The sequence below is a fragment of the Modestobacter caceresii genome (assembly GCF_000761485.1).
Lineage (GTDB): Bacteria > Actinomycetota > Actinomycetes > Mycobacteriales > Geodermatophilaceae > Modestobacter > Modestobacter caceresii.
In genome coordinates, this window is the sequence record NZ_JPMX01000118.1 from 113834 (window position 1) to 131139 (window position 17306).

At 73.9% G+C, this 17306-nt stretch carries 17 protein-coding genes; 9 read left to right on the forward strand and 8 right to left on the reverse strand.

Going from position 1 to position 17306, the window contains the following annotated elements; genetic code table 11:
• Positions 1-17 precede the first annotated feature (17 nt).
• The 4 genes from ccrA to IN07_RS21195 all read left to right on the forward strand — a co-directional run bounded on the left by ccrA (position 18) and on the right by IN07_RS21195 (position 4404).
• Positions 18-1349 carry a crotonyl-CoA carboxylase/reductase gene (ccrA, locus tag IN07_RS21180; RefSeq protein ID WP_036340120.1) on the forward strand — a complete coding sequence of 444 codons (1332 nt, stop codon included), beginning with the start codon at positions 18-20 and terminating at the stop codon, positions 1347-1349.
• Between the two features lie 79 nt (positions 1350-1428).
• Entirely contained in the window at positions 1429-2787 is a 1359-nt protein-coding gene (locus IN07_RS21185) for a hypothetical protein (RefSeq protein ID WP_052091599.1), read from the forward strand.
• A gap of 92 nt (positions 2788-2879) precedes the next feature.
• A complete protein-coding gene (locus tag IN07_RS21190) occupies positions 2880-3767 on the forward strand; it encodes a DUF4397 domain-containing protein (RefSeq protein ID WP_156119322.1) in 888 nt (295 codons plus the stop codon).
• A 10-nt stretch (positions 3768-3777) separates the two neighbouring features.
• Positions 3778-4404, forward strand: coding sequence for a class F sortase (locus tag IN07_RS21195; protein ID WP_156119323.1), 627 nt, complete (start codon positions 3778-3780; stop codon positions 4402-4404).
• Between the two features lie 66 nt (positions 4405-4470).
• On the opposite strand, the gene IN07_RS25485 is transcribed toward IN07_RS21195, so the two are convergent.
• From IN07_RS25485 to nucS, 3 genes are all read right to left on the reverse strand, one after another.
• On the reverse strand, positions 4471-4680 hold the full coding sequence (locus IN07_RS25485) for a hypothetical protein (protein ID WP_156119324.1): 210 nt from the start codon (positions 4678-4680) through the stop codon (positions 4471-4473).
• 117 nt (positions 4681-4797) lie between these two features.
• Complete coding sequence (locus tag IN07_RS21205; RefSeq protein ID WP_036340126.1) at positions 4798-6579, reverse strand: 3-hydroxyacyl-CoA dehydrogenase family protein; 1782 nt, start codon at positions 6577-6579, stop codon at positions 4798-4800.
• Between the two features lie 138 nt (positions 6580-6717).
• Positions 6718-7389: an endonuclease NucS gene (gene nucS / locus IN07_RS21210; protein ID WP_036340129.1), complete on the reverse strand. Its 672-nt coding sequence runs from the start codon at positions 7387-7389 to the stop codon at positions 6718-6720.
• Between the two features lie 97 nt (positions 7390-7486).
• Here nucS and IN07_RS21215 point away from each other — a divergent pair, with 97 nt between their 5' ends.
• A complete protein-coding gene (locus IN07_RS21215; protein WP_052091600.1) occupies positions 7487-8386 on the forward strand; it encodes a hypothetical protein in 900 nt (299 codons plus the stop codon).
• A gap of 44 nt (positions 8387-8430) precedes the next feature.
• On the opposite strand, the gene IN07_RS21220 is transcribed toward IN07_RS21215, so the two are convergent.
• Positions 8431-9807: a dicarboxylate/amino acid:cation symporter gene (locus tag IN07_RS21220; RefSeq protein ID WP_036340131.1), complete on the reverse strand. Its 1377-nt coding sequence runs from the start codon at positions 9805-9807 to the stop codon at positions 8431-8433.
• 284 nt (positions 9808-10091) lie between these two features.
• On the opposite strand from IN07_RS21220, the gene IN07_RS21225 reads away from it, so the two are divergent.
• From IN07_RS21225 to IN07_RS21235, 3 genes are all read left to right on the forward strand, one after another.
• Positions 10092-10817, forward strand: a complete 726-nt coding sequence (locus IN07_RS21225; protein WP_269429983.1) for a DedA family protein — start codon at positions 10092-10094, stop codon at positions 10815-10817.
• A gap of 4 nt (positions 10818-10821) precedes the next feature.
• On the forward strand, positions 10822-11553 hold the full coding sequence (locus tag IN07_RS21230; RefSeq protein ID WP_036340134.1) for a YqjF family protein: 732 nt from the start codon (positions 10822-10824) through the stop codon (positions 11551-11553).
• A gap of 61 nt (positions 11554-11614) precedes the next feature.
• A complete protein-coding gene (locus tag IN07_RS21235) occupies positions 11615-12643 on the forward strand; it encodes a Gfo/Idh/MocA family protein (RefSeq protein ID WP_036340137.1) in 1029 nt (342 codons plus the stop codon).
• A 55-nt stretch (positions 12644-12698) separates the two neighbouring features.
• On the opposite strand, the gene IN07_RS21240 is transcribed toward IN07_RS21235, so the two are convergent.
• The 3 genes from IN07_RS21240 to IN07_RS21250 form a co-directional block, all read right to left on the reverse strand.
• Positions 12699-12944: a helix-turn-helix domain-containing protein gene (locus IN07_RS21240; RefSeq protein WP_036340139.1), complete on the reverse strand. Its 246-nt coding sequence runs from the start codon at positions 12942-12944 to the stop codon at positions 12699-12701.
• Positions 12944-13435 (reverse strand): DUF2975 domain-containing protein, encoded by a 492-nt coding sequence (locus tag IN07_RS21245; RefSeq protein WP_036340142.1) that lies wholly within the window; start codon positions 13433-13435, stop codon positions 12944-12946. Before IN07_RS21245 ends, IN07_RS21240 begins: the two co-directional genes overlap by 1 nt.
• Positions 13436-13502: 67 nt before the next feature.
• Positions 13503-15512 carry a methylmalonyl-CoA mutase family protein gene (locus IN07_RS21250; RefSeq protein WP_036340145.1) on the reverse strand — a complete coding sequence of 670 codons (2010 nt, stop codon included), beginning with the start codon at positions 15510-15512 and terminating at the stop codon, positions 13503-13505.
• 113 nt (positions 15513-15625) lie between these two features.
• Between IN07_RS21250 and IN07_RS21255 the strand changes: the two genes are divergently transcribed.
• Positions 15626-15946, forward strand: coding sequence for a hypothetical protein (locus tag IN07_RS21255; RefSeq protein ID WP_036340147.1), 321 nt, complete (start codon positions 15626-15628; stop codon positions 15944-15946).
• Positions 15947-15955: 9 nt separating this feature from the next.
• On the opposite strand, the gene murA is transcribed toward IN07_RS21255, so the two are convergent.
• Positions 15956-17251 (reverse strand): UDP-N-acetylglucosamine 1-carboxyvinyltransferase, encoded by a 1296-nt coding sequence (gene murA, locus IN07_RS21260; RefSeq protein ID WP_036340150.1) that lies wholly within the window; start codon positions 17249-17251, stop codon positions 15956-15958.
• Positions 17252-17306 lie beyond the last annotated feature (55 nt).

Sequence of the window (17306 nt, forward strand, 5' to 3'; positions counted from 1 at the left end):
GACCCGGGAGCGCACGCATGGACCAGATCAGGGACGCCATCCTCGCCGACGACCTCGACGCGATCGGAGGGCTCCCGACACCGGGGTCCTACCGCGCCGTGCTGGTCCGCAAGGACGAACAGGACATGTTCGAGGGCCTGCCCACCAAGGGGAAGGACCCCCGCAAGGCCCTGCACGTGGAGGAGGTGCCGACCCCGGAGATCGGGCCGGGCGAGGCGCTGATCGCGGTGATGGCCTCCTCGGTCAACTACAACACCGTCTGGACGTCGATCTTCGAGCCGGTCTCGACCTTCGGCTTCCTCGCCCGCTACGGCCGGCTCAACGACCTGACCAGGAAGCACGACCTGCCGTACCACGTGGTCGGCTCGGACCTCGCCGGCGTCGTGGTCGCGGTCGGCCCCGGGGTCAACAAGTGGAAGCCCGGCGACGAGGTCGTCGCCCACTGCCTGTCCGTCGAGCTCGAGGACCCGGCCGGCCACGACGACACGATGATGGACCCGCAGCAGCGGATCTGGGGCTTCGAGACCAACTTCGGCGGCCTGGCCGAGCTGTCCCTGGTCAAGAGCAACCAGCTGATGCCCAAGCCGGCGCACCTCACCTGGGAGGAGGCGGCCTGCCCGGGGCTGGTCAACTCCACCGCCTACCGGCAGCTGGTCAGCCACAACGGCGCGAACATGAAGCAGGGCGACGTCGTCCTGATCTGGGGCGCCTCCGGCGGGCTCGGCTCCTACGCCACCCAGATGGCGCTCAACGGCGGGGCCATCCCGGTGTGTGTGGTCAGCAGCCCGGAGAAGGCCGAGATCGTCCGCCGGATGGGCGCCGAGCTGGTCATCGACCGCTCCGCGGAGGGCTACCGGTTCTGGAAGGACGAGGAGACCCAGGACCCGAAGGAGTGGCAGCGGCTCGGGGCGAAGATCCGCGAGCTGACCGGCGGGGACGACGCCGACATCGTCTTCGAGCACCCCGGCCGGGAGACCTTCGGCGCCAGCGTCTACGTCGCCAAGAAGGGCGGCACGATCGTCACCTGCGCCTCGACCAGCGGCTTCCTCCACTCCTACGACAACCGCTACCTCTGGATGAACCTCAAGCGGATCGTCGGCTCGCACTTCGCCAACTACCGCGAGGCCTGGGAGGCCAACCGGCTGATCGACCGGGGCCTGATCCACCCGACGCTGTCGAAGACCTACGCCATGGACGACGTCGGCCAGGCCGCCTACGACGTCCACCGCAACCTGCACCAGGGCAAGGTCGGCGTGCTGACCCTCGCCCCGGAGGAGGGCCTGGGCGTGAAGGACCCGGCCAAGCGGGAGCGGCACCTGACGGCGATCAACCGCTTCCGCGACGTGTGACGACGGGCCACCTGGGAGTTGGCTGGGTGCGGCCCTCGACACGCTGACTGCGGCACTGGATCAATGCGAGGATGAGGGCATGAGCGACCCCCGCGACGACGAGTTCGGTTTCCGCGACGGCGGCCCCACCTTCGACGTGGTGCGCAAGGGGTACGACCGCGACCAGGTCGCCGAGACGCTGGCCAGCCTGGACGCCGACCTGCGGGTGGCGTTGGCCGACCGGGACGCCGCCGTGTCCCGGTCGGCCGACCTCGCCCGTCAGCTGCAGGCGCTGCACGGCGAGGTCGAGTCGCTGCGGCGCCGCGCCGCCAGTGCCAGCGCGCCCACGTTCGAGAACATGGGCGAGCGCATCTCCAACATGCTGCAGCTCGCGCAGGACGAGGCGTCGGAGATCCGCCGCCAGGCCGAGGAGCAGGCCGCCCAGCTGCAGGCCGCCGTCGCCGCCGAGGCGGAGGCGATCCGGGAGCGGATCGCCGGCGAGGAGCGCGCCCTCGGGGAGCGCTCGGCCGCCAGCCGGGCCGAGGCCGAGCGCCTGGTCGGCGAAGCGCGCCAGCACGCTGAGCAGATCGCCGCGGTCGCCCAGTCCCGCGCCGATGACCTGGTCACCAAGGCCCGGGAGCGGGTGGCCCAGCTGGACGCCGACTCCGTGGGCCGTCGCACCAAGGCCGAGCAGGACTTCGAGATCGCCCAGCGGGCCCGCCGCACCGAGGCCGCCCGGCTGGAGGAGGAGCGCGAGCAGTCCTCGATCGCCGCCGCCCAGCAGCGGATCGCCGAGGCCGACGAGCGGGCGCACCACACGCTCACCGAGGTGGAGGCCTCGGCGGCGGCGATCCGGAAGGTCCGGGACGACCTGACCCGCCGGCTGGCCGACGTGCGCACCCTGCTCGGCCGGCTGCCGGACCTCTCCGACCAGGCGCCGCAGGACGAGGAGCCGCGACCGACGGCTCCGGCCGAGACTGTCCAGCAGGCCGAGGCGGCCCCGTCGCAGCCCACCGCGGCCGGGTCCGAGCAGGACGGGCCGTCCCAGCTCACCGGGGAGCAGCCCACCGGGGAGCAGCCCAGCGCGGCGGACCGCCCGGCCGCCCCGGAGCCGGAGGCCGCTCAGCCGCAGCCCACCGAGACCCAGGCCGTGCCGGTCCAGTCCGTCCAGACGCAGTCGGTCCCGGCCCAGTCGGTGCCCACGGCCGGTGCCCAGCAGCCGGTCCGGACGCCGGCACCGGCCCACCCGAGCCAGCAGCAGGCACCCGCGGCAGAGCGGACGACGGCGGGCCGGTCGACGGCGGAGCAGCCGGCGGCCGAGCGGGCACCGCAGCAGCGGCCCCAGCCCGGCGTGCGGCAGACGCCGCCGGTACCGGCCCGCGGTCCGGTGACGCGGGTCCAGCCGACCCCGGCCGTGCCGGCCGGCCAGGGCGGGCCGCCCCCGGCGAACCGGAGCTGACCGCGGCCACTGCTCCGCGGCGGCCCTGGTCGGCGCACCTCGCCCGCACTGCACGGGATCGAAGGAACCGACCAGCACCGGAGCGGAGCACCGTGCCCCGGCTGTCGCGGACCACGCTCGTCGCCGTGCTCACCGCGGGCCTGTGCGCGCTCGGGCTGCCGCTCACCTCCGGGGCGGCGGCCGCGCCCGTGGCCGACAGCGGCCCGGTGGACAGCGGCCTGGTCCGGATGGCCCACCTCTCCCCGGACACCCCCTCGGTCGATGCCACCATCGACGCGGTGTCCGAGCCGGACGTGGAGGTCGTGCTGCCCGCGGTCGGCTACGGCGACGTCTCGCCCTACCAGCGGGTGCCGGCGGGCACGTACACCGTCAGCGCCCGCGCGGCCGGGGCCGACCCGGGCAGCCCGCCGGTGCTGGCCACCACGGTCACCGTGGCCCCCGGGAGCGCGACCACGGTCGTCGGCGTGGGGCTCTTCGCCGACCTGGGCCTCGCCGTGCTGACCGACGACCTCACGCTGCCGCCGGCCGGTTCCTCCCGCGCCCGGGTCCTCAACGCCGGTTCGACCGGCTCCCCGCTGGACGTCGCCCTGGGCGGGGGCACCGTGCTCGCCACCGGCCTGGCGTTCGCCGACTCGACCGACCCCGTCGACGTGCCCGGTGGCGCCGGCACGCTCGTCGTCAGCGGCGCCGACGGCACCTCTGCCGAGCTGCCCGTCGACCTCGCCGCCGGGGCCGTCCACACCGTGCTCGTCCTGGACCGCGAGGGAGGCGGGCTCACCGTGACGACCACGCTCGACGCCGCCGGCCCGGGCGTCGTGCCGGTCGGCGGGGTGGAGGCCGGCGGTGGTGGCACCGCGGCTGACGACGGGCTGCCGGTCGGCCGCGCTGCGCTCGCCGCCCTCTCGCTCACCGCCCTGCTGCTGGCCGTCGGGGTGCGCCGGCCCCGCCGTGGCCACGCACCGCCGTCCTCGACGTCCTGACCGGCCGACGATGACGACATCGACCGGCCGGCGCGGGCGGGCGGCACTGCGGGCGGGACTGCTCGTGGTGGCCCTCCTCGCCGGCGGCGCGGCACTCGTGGACCACCCGGGCGACGCCGTGCCCGACACCGCGGTCGCCTCCCCACCCGGTCCGGTGGTCCTCGGCTCCGCCACGGAGGTGCCGGCGGAGCGGACTGTCGCGACCCCGGTCGGGCTGCGCATCGCCGCGATCGGCGTGGACACCGACCTCGTCCCGATCGGGGTCGACGACGCCGGCGCCCTGCTGCCCCCGGAGGACGTCCAGCAGGCGGGTTGGTTCGCCGCCGGCCCAGCGCCCGGCGAGGTGGGCCCGGCGGTGCTGGCCGGGCACGTCGACGACCACACCGGCCCCGGGGTGTTCGCCCGGCTGGCGGAGCTCAGCCCGGGTGACCAGGTGGTCGCCACCGGCAGCGACGGCCGGCCGGTGACGTTCACCGTGACCCGGGTGGCCACCCACCCCAAGGACGACTTCCCCACCGACGAGGTCTACGGGCCGACGACCGGCGCCGAGCTCCGGCTGATCACCTGCGGCGGCAGCTTCGACCGCGGCCGCCGCAGCTACACCGACAACGTCGTCGTCCACGCATCCGCAGGATGATGGAACGGCCACCCTTCAGGGACCCACCCTGAGCCTGCGAAGGGTGGGGGGAAGGGTGGTCCTTCCTCAGCGGCGGCGGCCGCGGGCCCGCCAGCAGGCGGTGTGCCAGTGCCGTCGCCAGTCGGCGGCCGAGTCGGTGTCCCACGGGTCCAGGTCGGAGTCCCGGGCGTAGGCCGGCCAGGTGACCAGGTGCGGGGTCCGTGGCGGGATCAGCTGGTCACACCCCGGGCAGCGGTAGCTCTTGTCACTGCCCGCCCCGCTGAGCGGCCGCACCACCCAGTCGCCGTCGGAGGCCTCCTCGACCGGCTGCCGGCCCGTCGTCGGCCCACGCCCCGGCTGCGTGGTCCGGGCACGCCCCGGACCACGCCGCGAGCCACCTCGGCGGGGCACCGGCTACCGGTTCGCGTGGTCGCGGAAGCCGCGGCCGGCCTTGCGGCCGAGGTAGCCGGCGGTCACCAGGTGCTCGAGCAGCGGCGCGGGAGCGAACCCGGGCTCGCGGAACTCGGTGTACAGCTCGCGCTCGATCGCCAGGGCGACGTCCAGCCCGACGACGTCCAGCAGCTCGAAGGGCCCCATCGGGTAGCCGCAGCCGACCTTCATCGCCGCGTCGATGTCGTCGGCGGTCGCGTAGTGCGCCTCCAGCATCTTCACCGCGTCGTTGAGGTAGGGGAACAGCAGCGCGTTGACGACGAACCCGGCGCGGTCGGTGCAGGAGACCGCGTGCTTGCCCACCTGCGCGCACAGCGCGTGCGCGGTGGCGGCCACGTCGGGCTCGGTGGCGATCGTGGAGACGACCTCGACCAGCTTCATCACCGGCGCGGGGTTGAAGAAGTGCAGCCCCACGACGTCCCCGGGGCGCTCGCTGGCCTTCGCGCACTCGATGACCGGCAGGCTGGACGTCGTGGTGGCCAGCACCGCACCGGGCTTGGCGATCTCCCCCAGCGCGGCGAACAGCGCCTGCTTGACGCCCAGGTGCTCGACCACGGCCTCGATGACCAGGTCGGCGCCGGCGAGGTCGTCGAGCTGGGCGGAGCCGGTGACCCGGGCGAGGGCGGCGTCCCGCTCCGCCTCGTCCAGCCGGCCGCGGGCGACCTGCTTGTCCAGCGACCGGGTCAGCGCGTGCTGCACGGCCTCGACCTTGTCCAGGGTGCGGGCGACGAAGGTGACGTCGTAGCCGCCCTTGGCGACCACCTCGACGATGCCGACGGCCATCGTCCCGGAGCCCACGACGCCGACGCTGCGGATCGGGCGGGCCCCCTCGGCGGCGCCGCCGGTGGCCGGCGTGGCGGCGTCCGGGACGACCTCGGCGGAGTCGCGCCCGGCGTAGGTGTAGAAGCCGCGGCCGCTCTTCCGGCCCAGCAGCCCGGCGGTCATCATCTGCTTGATGATCGGTGCGGGGGCGTGCAGCCGGTTGCGCGACTGCTGGTACATCGTCACGAGGATCTCGTAGGCGGTGTCGATCCCGATCAGGTCCATCAGCGCGAGCGGGCCCATCGGCAGGCCGCAGCCCAGGCGCATCGCGGCGTCGATGTCCTCGCGGCTGGCGTAGCGGTTCTCGAACATCGAGACGGCGTGGTTGAGGTAGCCGAACAGCAGGGCGTTGGCGATGAACCCCGCCTTGTCGCCGATGGTCACGTCGATCTTGCCCAGCCGCGCGGCCAGCGCCTCGACGTCCTCGACCACCGAGGGCTCGGTGACCACGGTGCGCACGATCTCGACCAGCTTCATCACCGGCGCCGGGTTGAAGAAGTGCATCCCGATGACCTTGCCGGGGCGGCCGGTGGTGACCGACAGCTCGGTGACCGACAGGCTGGAGGTGTTGGTCGCCAGGATGGTGTCCGGCGGGCAGATCGCGTCCAGCTTCGAGAACAGCTGGGCCTTGAGCTCCATCCGCTCCGGGATGGCCTCGACGACCAGCTCGGCGACGGCGAGGTCCTCCATCGCGGTGGTGAACCGGATCCGGGACAGGATGGCGTCACGTTCGGCGGGCTCGAGCTTCCCGCGGGCGACGGCCTTGCCGGTGGACTGCTCGACGTGCGCCCGTCCGCGGTCCAGTGCCTCGTCGGCCACCTCGACCGCCGTCACCGACAACCCGGCCCGGGCGAGCACCTCGGCGATGCCGGCACCCATCGTGCCCAGCCCCACCACGCCGACCTCGGTCAGTTCTCTGGCCACGCTGCCATCCCTCCGCCGTCCGGTGATCACGAGCAGTTTCGCACCAGCGCCCGACCCGGTCCCTACCGGCCGGTAGTTCGACCCCGTCGCAGGGGCCGGCCGCGCGCGGAGCGGGTGGTGCGGGGCGACGGGGTCCTTCTAGAAGAGGCGCTGCGAGGGGTCGTCGGTGCCCTTGAGGACGGCGTAGTCGACGGTCAGGCAGTCGATGCCGCGGTCGGCGGCCAGCACCCGGGCCTGCGGCTTGATCTCCTGTGCGGCGAACACGCCCTTGACCGGGGCCAGCCGCGGGTCGCGGTTGAGCAGCTCCAGGTAGCGGGTCAGCTGCTCGACCCCGTCGATCTCGCCGCGGCGCTTGATCTCCACGGCCACCGTCGCGCCGCCGGCGTCCCGGCAGAGCAGGTCGACCGGGCCGATCGCGGTCGGGTACTCGCGGCGCACCAGCGACCACCCCTCGCCGAAGGTCTCCACGTGCAGCGCGAGCAGCCGCTGCAGGTCCGCCTCCACGCCGTCCTTCTGCAGGCCGGGGTCGACGCCGAGGTCGTGCCGGGAGTCGTGCTCGACCGACTCGATCGTGATGATCAGCTGCTCGCCGGCCTTGTTGGTGACCGTCCAGGTGCCCGCGCCGTCGGTCAGCTCCTCCTTGACCGAGCACGGCGGGCTCATCCAGTTCAGCGGCTTGTAGGCCCGGTCGTCGGCGTGGATCGACACCGAGCCGTCGGCCTTCACCAGCAGCAGCCGGGTGGCGGGCGGGAGGTGGGCGGTGAGCCGCCCGATGTAGTCCACGGAGCAGCGGGCAATGACCAGGCGCACGGACGACGACGCTACCGGCCGTCCGACCGGCCCTCCGCACCGGCGGGAGCGCGCAGGAGCCGTGGAACCCCCTGGGCCGCCGAGCCGTGTACTCCCTGTGCGGAACCCACCTGCCCTCCGTCCCGCCGTCGGTCTCGCACTGGCGACCCTGCTGCTGACCGCCTGCGCCGAGCAGGGCGGCACCGGGGCCGCGCCGCCCGGACCGTCCAGCGAGACGCCGACGGAGTCGGAGACGGTCTCGTTGCCGGAGGGCGAGGAGGCGCTGGTCCTCCAGGTCGCCGACGTCGGCGGCTTCACGACGCCGGAGATGCTGGCCGCGCGGCTGCCGGTCGTGAGCGTCTATGCCGACGGGCGGGTGATCACCCAGGGGCCGGTGCCGGCCATCTACCCGGGGCCGGCCTGGCCCAACGTGCAGGTGCAGCAGGTCGACCAGGCCACCGTGCAGCAGCTCGCCGCCCGGGCGATGGACGCCGGCATCGCGGAGACCGCCGACCTCGGCTCCCCGCCGCTGGCCGATGCCACCTCCACCCGCTTCACCCTGGTCACCGACGAGGGCCCGGTCACCCGGGAGGTCTACGCGCTGCGGGAGTCCGTGGGCGCCGGCGGGCTGACCGAGGAGCAGGAGGAGGCGCGGACGGAGCTGCAGGACCTGCTCGACGACCTGACCGACCTCACCCAGGCCGTCGGCGCCGAGGGCGAGGCGCCGGAGCCCTACACCCCGGAGGCGGTCGCAGCGCTCGCCCGACCGTGGACCGAGCCGGCCGACGAACTGGCCCACCCGGAGCTGCCCTGGCCGGGGCCGGCACTGCCGGGTGAGCCGATCGCGCCGGGGGTGACCTGTGTGACCGCGACGGGCGAGGAGGCGCAGGCCCTCGCCGACGCTGCCCGGGACGCCACCACCATGACCCCCTGGGTCGGCGCGGACGGCGCGCGCTGGTCGATCACCTTCCGCCCGCTGCTGCCGCACGAGTCCGGCTGCGCCGACCTGACCGACTGAGGGCGGGGTGCTCCCCGGGCGCGTGACCCGGGGAGCACCCGGGCTCAGGCCGGCTGCGGCGCGCGCAGGTCGCCGTCCACCCCGCCGCGCTGCTCGATCGGGGCCAGCGGGTCGGCGGTCCGGGTGGAGTTGAACCGCACCAGGTCCAGCAGCCCCTCACGCTTGGCCACGATCGTGGGCACCAGCGCCTGGCCGGTCACGTTGGTGGCGGTGCGGCCCATGTCCAGGATCGGGTCGACCGCCAGCAGCAGGCCGACGCCGGCCAGCGGCAGGCCCAGGGTGGACAGCGTGAGGGTCAGCATCACCACCGCCCCGGTCACCCCCGCGGTCGCCGCCGAGCCGACCACCGACACCAGGGCGATCAGCAGGTAGTCGGTGATCGAGAGGTCGACGTCGAAGAACTCGGCCACGAAGATCGCGGCCAGCGCCGGGTAGATCGCCGCGCAGCCGTCCATCTTCGTCGTCGCGCCCAGCGGCACCGCGAAGGAGGCATAACTGCGGGGCACCCCGAGATCGGTCTCGGTCACCCGCTGGGTCACCGGCAGTGTGCCGATGGAGCTGCGGGACACGAAGGCCAGCTGGATCGCCGGCCAGGCACCGGCGTAGAAGCGCACCGGCGACAGCCCGTGGAGCTTGAGCAGCACCGGGTAGACGACCAGCAGCACGATCGCCAGGCCGGCGTACACCGCGCCGACGAAGACCCCGAGGGAACCGAGGGACTCCCAGCCGTAGCTGGCCACGGCCTTGCCGATCAGCCCGACGGTGCCCAGCGGCGCGAGCAGGATCACCCACCAGAGGACCTTCTGCACGATCGCCAGCACCGAGCGGGTGACCGACAGGAACGGGTCCGCGGCGTCGCCGACCTTCAGCGCGGCCACGCCGATGGCGACCGAGACGACGATCAGCTGCAGGATGTTGAAGCTGACCCCGCCGTCCCCGTTCCCCTCCAGGCCGAGGAAGTTGGCCGGGACCAGCCCGGTGAGGAAGTCCCACCACGAGCCGGTCGTCGCCGGGGCCGCGGCGAGGTCGGCGTCCACCGAGCTGCGGTTGCCGGGCTGGGTGAGCAGTCCGAGGCCGATGCCGATGGAGACGGCGATGAGCGAGGTGATCGCGAACCACAGCAGGGTCTGACCGGCCAGCCGGGCGGCGTTGGAGACCTGCTTGAGGTTGGCGATGCTGACGATGATGGCGGTGACGATCAGCGGGACGACGATCGCGCGCAGCAGCCCGACGAAGGTGTTGCCGATGGTGGTGAGGGTGCTGGTCAGCCAGTTGGCGTCGGTGCCGGGCACCAGGACGCCGTCGACGAAGGAGCCGGCGACCGGGCCCATCGCGCGGGCCACCAGGCCGAGGGCGATGCCGATGACCAGGCCGAGCAGGACCTGGACCGCGAACGGGACGCGGCGGAGACGTGCGAGCACGGGAGGGGTGCCTCTCTGGGGCGGTGCAGGGGTGGTGGAGGGGGGAGAGCCGGCGCACTCCTAGCGGGAGGTGGTCATCCGCCCGTGGTCGACGACGCGCCGCCGCGTCAGGCCCCACAGATCCGTCACGTGCAGGCGAAGGCCCGCACCGCCGTCCGCCATTCCGCGGCGTGAGCGGGATCATGACCAACGACCGGCCGAACGGACCGGGACCGGAGGTGGCCCCCGTCGAAGGGCTCCGTCCCGTCATCCTCTCGGGGGAGACCGCCGGCTACCTCAGGTGGATGTGCACCGCTCCCCCGCCGAGCAGGCTCGGGGCATGCCGTCCCCGGGGAGCCGACCGTGACCGACGCCGTGCTCGGCTGGGTGCAGGAGCTGATGGCCTCGCCGTGGGTGTACCTGGTCCTGTTCTCGCTGGCCGCGCTCGACGGCTTCCTGCCCGTTGTGCCGGGCGAGAGCGTGGGATCACCGCCGGGGTCTTCGCCGCCACCGGGCAGCCCGACCTGGCCCTGGTGGTCGCGGTGGCCACGCTGGGTGCCTTCGCCGGTGACCACACCTCCTACCTGATCGGGCACCTGGCCGGCCCCCGGCTGTACGGGTGGGCCCGGCCGGGGAGCCGGCGGCGGGCAGCGCTGGACCGGGCGTCGCGGTTGCTGGCCGCGCGCGGCGGCGTCCTGCTGGTCACCGCCCGGTACGTGCCGGGCCTGCGGACGGCGGTGACGCTGACCGCCGGGGCGGTGGGCTGGCCGCTGCGCCGGTTCACGCCCTTCGCCGCGCTGGCCGCCCTGACCTGGGCCGGCTGGTCGGCCGGCATCGGGTACGTCGGCGGGCTGGCCTTCGAGCGCGACCCGCTGCGCGGCCTGCTGCTGGGGCTCGGACTGGCCCTGGCTCTGGCTGCGCTGGGCGAGGGACTCCGGTTCCTCCTGCACCGGCGACGGAGCTCCGACGACACGACGGCCTCCGGCGACACAGGGGCCGAGCGCACCCCGACCGAGGTGGGGGCAGGCTGACCGGGTGAGCACCGTCGAGAGCATCACCCCCACCACCCCGCGACCGGTGAGCCGCACCGTCTTCACCCAGGGCTGGCGGGACGTCACGTTCCTGCACTGGGCCGTCGACCCGGCCCTGGTCGCCCCGCTGCTGCCGGCCGGCACCGAGCCCGACGAGCTGGACGGCGCGACCTACGTCGGCCTCATCCCCTTCCGGATGCGCCGGATCGGCCTGCTCGGGGCGCCGGGGCTGCCCTACCTCGGCTCCTTCGCCGAGACGAACGTGCGGCTGTACTCGGTGGATGCGCAGGGACGGCGGGGCGTGGTCTTCCGGTCGCTGGAGGCCGACCGGCTGCTGCCGGTGCTCGCCGCCCGCTGGGTCGCCCGCCTGCCCTACCTGTGGTCCCGGATGCGCATCGCCCGTGACGGCGACCAGCTCACCTACCGGGCGGCCCGTCGGTGGCCCGGGCCCCGGGGCGCCGGGGGCACCATCGCCGTCCGGGTGGGTGACCGGCTGACCGACCCCGGTCCGCTGCCGCGGTTCCTCACCAGCCGTTGGGGGCTGCACCAGACCACCCTGGGCCGGCTGGCCTACTGGCCGAACGAGCACCCGGAGTGGCCACTGCACGCCGCCGAACTGCTCGACCTCGAGGACGACCTGGTCGCCGCCGCCGGCCTGCCCACGGTGGGCGGCGCCCCGGACAGCGTGCTCTTCTCCCCCGGCGTCGACGTCCGGTTCGGCCCGCGGCTGCCGTGACCGGCACGATGACCCGGCACGCCCCCGACGCGGCACACCTGACCCGAGGAGCACGAGACTGATGGAACCCGTTCGGTTCGGCCTGGTGGGGTACGGCTTCGGCGGCCGGTACTTCCACGCCCCGCTGCTCGCCGCCGCCGCGGAGTGCGACCTCGTCGCCGTGGCGACCTCCTCGACCGAACGCCGCGAGCTGCTCAGCCGCGAGCACCCGGGTGCGACCGCCGTCGGCTCCCTGGCCGAGCTGGCCGCGGCCGGCGTCGAGGCGGTGGCCATCTCGACACCCGCCGACACCCACACCGCGCTCACCGACGAGGCGCTCGACCTCGGCCTGGCCGTCGTCTGCGACAAGCCCTTCGCACTGGACGCCCCCTCCGCCCGGTCCAGTGCCGAGCGGGCCCACCGGCTCGGCCTGCCGCTGGCGCCGTACCAGAACCGCCGCTGGGACTCCGACTTCCGCACCGTCCAGGCCCTCGCCGAGGCCGGGACGCTGGGCCGGATCACCCGGTTCGAGTCCCGGTTCGAGCGGTTCACGCCCGACCCCGGCCCGGCACCGTCCGGAGGCGGCACGCTGCTGGACTTCGGCAGCCACCTGGTCGACCAGGCCCTGGTGCTGCTCGGCCCGGTGACGTCGGTCTACGCCGAGTGGCGGGTGCGCCCGAACGGGCTGGACGACGACGTCTTCATCGCCCTGACGCACACCGACGGGGCCCGCTCGCACCTGGCCGGCAGCTGGAGCGAGGGCGCACCGGGCAACCGGTTCCGGGTCACCGGCACGGCCGGCAGCTACGTCGTCGGCGGGCCGATGGACGGCCAGGAGGACGCACTGATCGCCGGGGAGACCCCGGCCACGCTCGGGCCGGACTGGGGCGCCGAGCCGGAGGAGCGCTGGGGTCGGGTCCGGCGGGGGGACCACGAGGACCGGGTGCCCACCCTGCCCGGCGCCTGGGACACGTTCTACCCGGCGTTCGCCGCCGCGGTCCGCGGCCTGGGCCTGGTGCCGGTCGAGCCGCGGGACGCCGTCGCCTCGCTCACCGTGCTCGACGCCGCCCGCCGCAGCGCGACCGAGGGCGTCGTCGTCCGGCTCGAATGACGGCCGGGGCGACCCGCCGATCGGTCACCGGGTCCGCATGGAGCACGGACCCCGGTCACCGGCGGGCCGCCTGCACGGCCAACGGCTCGGCGTGGTCGTCCTCGACCCACTCGAGGAGGTCGCCGGGCTGGCAGTCCAGCACCCGGCACATCGCCTCCAGGGTGCTGAAGCGGACGGCCTTGGCCCGGCCGTTCTTCAGCACCGCCACGTTGGCCGGGGTGAGCCCGACCCGCTCGGCGAACTCCCCGACGCTCATCTTCCGCTTGGCCAGCTCGACGTCGATGCGCACGACGATCGCCATCAGATGACCGCTTCCATGTCGGTCCGCAGCGTCGTGGCCTGCTGCAGCAGCGCGCGCATGACCACCATCAGCAGCCCCACCACGGCACCGACCAGCAGCAGCACCAGCAGGAGCACCGGCGGGCCCGGGTCGTCGCTGACCTCGTCGATGATGAAGTAGTACGAGCTCACGAAGGCGCCCAGGAGCATGAGCCAGCCGACGGCCATCGCCGCCACGATCGCGTTGACCCACGGCAGCGACCCCGCGCTGAAGATGCAGTCCGTCCGGACCATGGTCAGCAGCTGCCAGGTGCAGACGACGACCTGGACGCACGCCAGCCCCAGGACCGAGACCGCGAGCATCGTCCACCGCACGAGGGACTGCTCCAGCGACGGGTCGGCCAGGTCCGGCAGCATCCCGGGCACTGCCCAGATCTGGGCGGCGACGAGCGCGGCGAAGACGAGCGCGAGCAGGAACCGGATCGGGAACAGCAGCGGATGTGCGGGCGACATGGATCGAGATTCGCCAGCTGTCGATCGACTGTCAATAGACAGTAGCCGTGTCGGCGACGTTCGTCCCTCAGACGGGCAAGGGCGCCGGGAGGCCGTTCGCCTCGCGGACGACGGCGACCACCTCGGCCATGATGTCGGTGATCCCGAAGTCCTTCGGCGTGAACACCCGGGCGACCCCGAGGTCCCGCAACCGCCGGGCATCGCCGTCCGGGACGATCCCGCCGACCACGACCGGGACGTCGTCCAGGCCGGCCGCCCGCAGGCCGTCCAGCACCGCCGGGACCACCTGCAGGTGCGACCCCGACAGCACCGACAGGCCGACCACGTGCACGTCCTCCTCGACGGCCGCGGAGACGATCTGCGCCGGGGTGAGCCGGATGCCCTGGTAGACCACCTCGAAGCCGGCGTCGCGGGCCCGCACGGCGATCTGCTCGGCGCCGTTGGAGTGCCCGTCCAGCCCCGGCTTGCCGACCAGGAAACGCAGCCGGCCGCCCAGCTCCGCGCCGGTGCGGCGGACCAGCTCGCGCACCTCGGTCAGCGCGGTGTCGGCCGCGCCGGCGCCCGCGGCCCCGACGCCGGTGGGCGCCCGGTACTCGCCGAACACCGCCCGTAGCGCGCCCGCCCACTCCCCCGTCGTCACGCCGGCCCGGGCGCAGCGCAGCGTGGCGGCCATCAGGTTCACGTCGGTGCCCGCGGCCGCGCGCAGCTCCGCGAGCGCCTCGGCCACCGGCCCTGGCACCCGTTCGGCGCGCCACCGCTGCACCGCGGCCTGGGCCGCTGCCTCCACCGCCGGGTCGACCGTCTGGATCGCGGTCTCGAGGTCGGCCAGCAGCGGGTTGGGCTCGCTGGTCGTGTACCGGTTGACGCCGACGACGACGTCCTCGCCGCTCTCCATCCGGCGACGGCGCTGAGCCAGTGAGGCCACCAGCTCGCCCTTCATGTAGCCCGACTCGACCGCGGCCACCGCACCGCCCAGCTCCTGCACCCGGGCGATCTCCGCCCGGGCGCCCTCGACCAGCTCGGCGACCTTGCGCTCGACCACCACCGAGCCGGTGAACAGGTCCTCGTACTCCAGCAGGTCGGTCTCGAACGCGAGCACCTGCTGCAGCCGCAGCGACCACTGCTGGTCCCAGGGCCGCGGCAGACCGAGCGCCTCGTTCCAGGCCGGCAGCTGCACCGCCCGGGCCCGGGCGTCGCGGGACAGCGTGACCGCGAGCATCTCCAGCACGATCCGCTGGACGTTGTTCTCCGGCTGCGCCTCGGTGAGCCCGAGGGAGTTGACCTGCACCCCGTACCGGAAGCGCCGCTGCTTCGGGTCGGTCACGCCGTAGCGTTCGGCCGTCAGCTCGTCCCAGAGCTGGCCGAAGGCGCGCATCTTGCACATCTCCTCGACGAACCGCACCCCGGCGTTGACGAAGAAGGAGATCCGGGCGACGACGTCGCCGAAGCGCTCGGCCGGCACCTGGCCGGAGTCGCGCACCGAGTCCAGGACGGCGATCGCGGTGCTCATCGCGTAGGCGATCTCCTGCACCGGCGTGGCCCCGGCCTCCTGCAGGTGGTAGCTGCAGATGTTGATCGGGTTCCACCGCGGCATCGCCGTCACCGTGTAGGCGACCATGTCGGTGATCAGCCGCATGCTCTGCGCGGGCGGGAAGACGTAGGTCCCGCGGGACAGGTACTCCTTGATGATGTCGTTCTGCGTCGTCCCGGCCAGCTGCGCGACGTCGTGGCCGTGTTCCTCCGCGACCGCCTGGTAGAGCGCCAGCTGCCACATCGCCGTCGCGTTGATCGTCATCGACGTGTTCATCTCGTCCAGCGGGATGCCGTCGAACAGCGCCCGCATGTCGCCGATGTGCGTGACCGGCACCCCGACCTTGCCGACCTCCCCGACGGCCAGCTCGTCGTCGGGGTCGTAGCCGGTCTGGGTGGGGAGGTCGAAGGCGACGGACAACCCGGTCTGTCCCTTGGCGAGGTTCCGCCGGTAGAGGGCGTTGGACTCCGCGGGCGAGGAGTGGCCGGCGTAGGTGCGCATGACCCAGGGACGGTCGCGGTCCTTCGGCGCTGAAGGGAACGGCATGCCAGCGGAGTGTAGGGCGGTTACTGGCCAGTAGCCACGGGTGTCCTCCAGCGGTGGCACACTCGGCTCCGGGCTCGCGGCCGGCCGGCCGCCGCCGCCGCAGGGAGGTCAGCGTGCCGATCGACGCCGGGAGCCTGCACTACGCCGTGGGCCCGGCCCTCGCCCTGGTCATGCTCGCGCTGATCGCGCTCTTCCTGCGCTGGGCCTTCGCCTCGGGCTCCTCGTCGGGCAAGCCGGTGCGGCGCGAGGAGCTGCTCACGCCGGTGGCCACGCTCACCCGCCGGGAGTCGGCGCTGGCCCTGCGGGCCGTGCTGAGCGACGCCGGCATCCGGTCCACGATCCGCGAGCCGGCCGCACACCGGGCCGACGTCCTCGTCTTCCCCGAGGACCTCGAGCGCGCCCGCGCACTCGCGCTCTCCTTCGGCGGACGCTGAACGAGGACGTCAGTTCGGGCGCTGGGTCCGCTCGATCTGCACGCCCACGCCACGCAGCTGCTCGGTGAAGTCCGGGTAGCCGCGGTCGACGTGGTGCACGTCCTGCACCTCGGTGACGCCGTCGGTGAGGAGCCCGGCGAGCACCAGCCCGGCACCCGCGCGGATGTCGGTGGCCAGCACGGGAGCGCTGGAGAGCCGCTCCCGCCCCCGGACCACCGCGTGGTGGCCGTCGATGCGCACGTCGGCCCCGAGCCGGACCAGCTCGTTGACGAACATGAACCGACCCTCGAAGACGTTCTCGGTGATCAGTGCGGTGCCGCTGGAGACCGCGGCCAGCGCCACGGCCATCGGCTGCAGGTCGGTCGGGAAGCCGGGGAACGGGAGCGTCACGATGTCCATTCCCCGCGGCCGGTCCGCCATCGCCACCCGGATGCCGTCGTCCAGCGACTCCACGGTCGCCCCGGCGTTGACCAGCTTCTCCAGCGGCACGCTCAGGTGCTCGGCCACCGCCCGCTCGATCACCAGGTCGCCCCGGGTCATCACCGCGCCGATCGCCCAGGTCCCCGCCACGATCCGGTCCGGGACGGTGGAGTAGGACACCGGCCGCAGCTCGCGCACTCCCTCCACCGTGATCGTGGAGGTGCCGGCGCCCTCGATCCGGGCGCCCATCGCGCTCAGCATCCGGCACAGGTCGACGATCTCCGGCTCGCGGGCGGCGTTGTCCACGATCGTCGTCCCCTGGGCCAGGGCGGCGGCCATCACCAAATTCTCGGTGGCGCCCACGGAGGGGAAGTCGAGCCAGATCGAGGTGCCGACCAGCTTGGGGGCGGTGGCGATCAGGAAGCCGTGCTCGTTGACCACGGTGGCGCCGAGCCGCTCCAGGCCGGCGATGTGCATGTCCAGCCCACGGGAGCCGATGGCGTCGCCGCCGGGCAGCGCGACCTTGGCGGTGCCCAGCCGGGCCACCAGGGGGCCGAGCACGCTGATCGAGGCACGCATCCGACGGACCAGGTCGTAGTCGGTCTCGCTGGAGGGACGCTCGGGGACGTCGATCAGCACCCGCCCGCCGCCGCTCGGGCTGCCGCCGGGCTCCAGCGGGTAGCGCTCGAAGGTCACACCGCAGCCGAGGCGCCGCAGCACCTCGCTCATGATCGTGACGTCGAGGATGTCGGGCACCTCGTCCAGCGTCGTCCGGCCCGGGGCGAGCAGCGCCGCCGCCATCAGCTTGAGCGCGCTGTTCTTGGCACCGGTCACCCGGACGCGGCCACGCAGGGACGCCCCGCCGGTCACCTCGAAGCACTCCACGCCGCCCAGCCTAGATGCGGCGGCGGATGTCGCCCGACGGGGCGCGGGGCTGGCG

Excerpts from the sequence above, each read along its gene's own strand:
- ccrA (WP_036340120.1), top strand. The coding sequence starts at position 18 with ATGGACCAGATCAGGGACGCCATCCTCGCCGACGACCTCGACGCGATC.
- IN07_RS21185 (WP_052091599.1), top strand. The coding sequence starts at position 1,429 with ATGAGCGACCCCCGCGACGACGAGTTCGGTTTCCGCGACGGCGGCCCC.
- IN07_RS21195 (WP_156119323.1), top strand. The coding sequence starts at position 3,778 with ATGACGACATCGACCGGCCGGCGCGGGCGGGCGGCACTGCGGGCGGGA.
- IN07_RS21225 (WP_269429983.1), top strand. The coding sequence starts at position 10,092 with ATGTGCACCGCTCCCCCGCCGAGCAGGCTCGGGGCATGCCGTCCCCGG.
- IN07_RS21235 (WP_036340137.1), top strand. The coding sequence starts at position 11,615 with ATGGAACCCGTTCGGTTCGGCCTGGTGGGGTACGGCTTCGGCGGCCGG.
- IN07_RS21240 (WP_036340139.1), bottom strand. The coding sequence starts at position 12,944 with ATGGCGATCGTCGTGCGCATCGACGTCGAGCTGGCCAAGCGGAAGATG.
- IN07_RS21245 (WP_036340142.1), bottom strand. The coding sequence starts at position 13,435 with ATGTCGCCCGCACATCCGCTGCTGTTCCCGATCCGGTTCCTGCTCGCG.
- IN07_RS21250 (WP_036340145.1), bottom strand. The coding sequence starts at position 15,512 with ATGCCGTTCCCTTCAGCGCCGAAGGACCGCGACCGTCCCTGGGTCATG.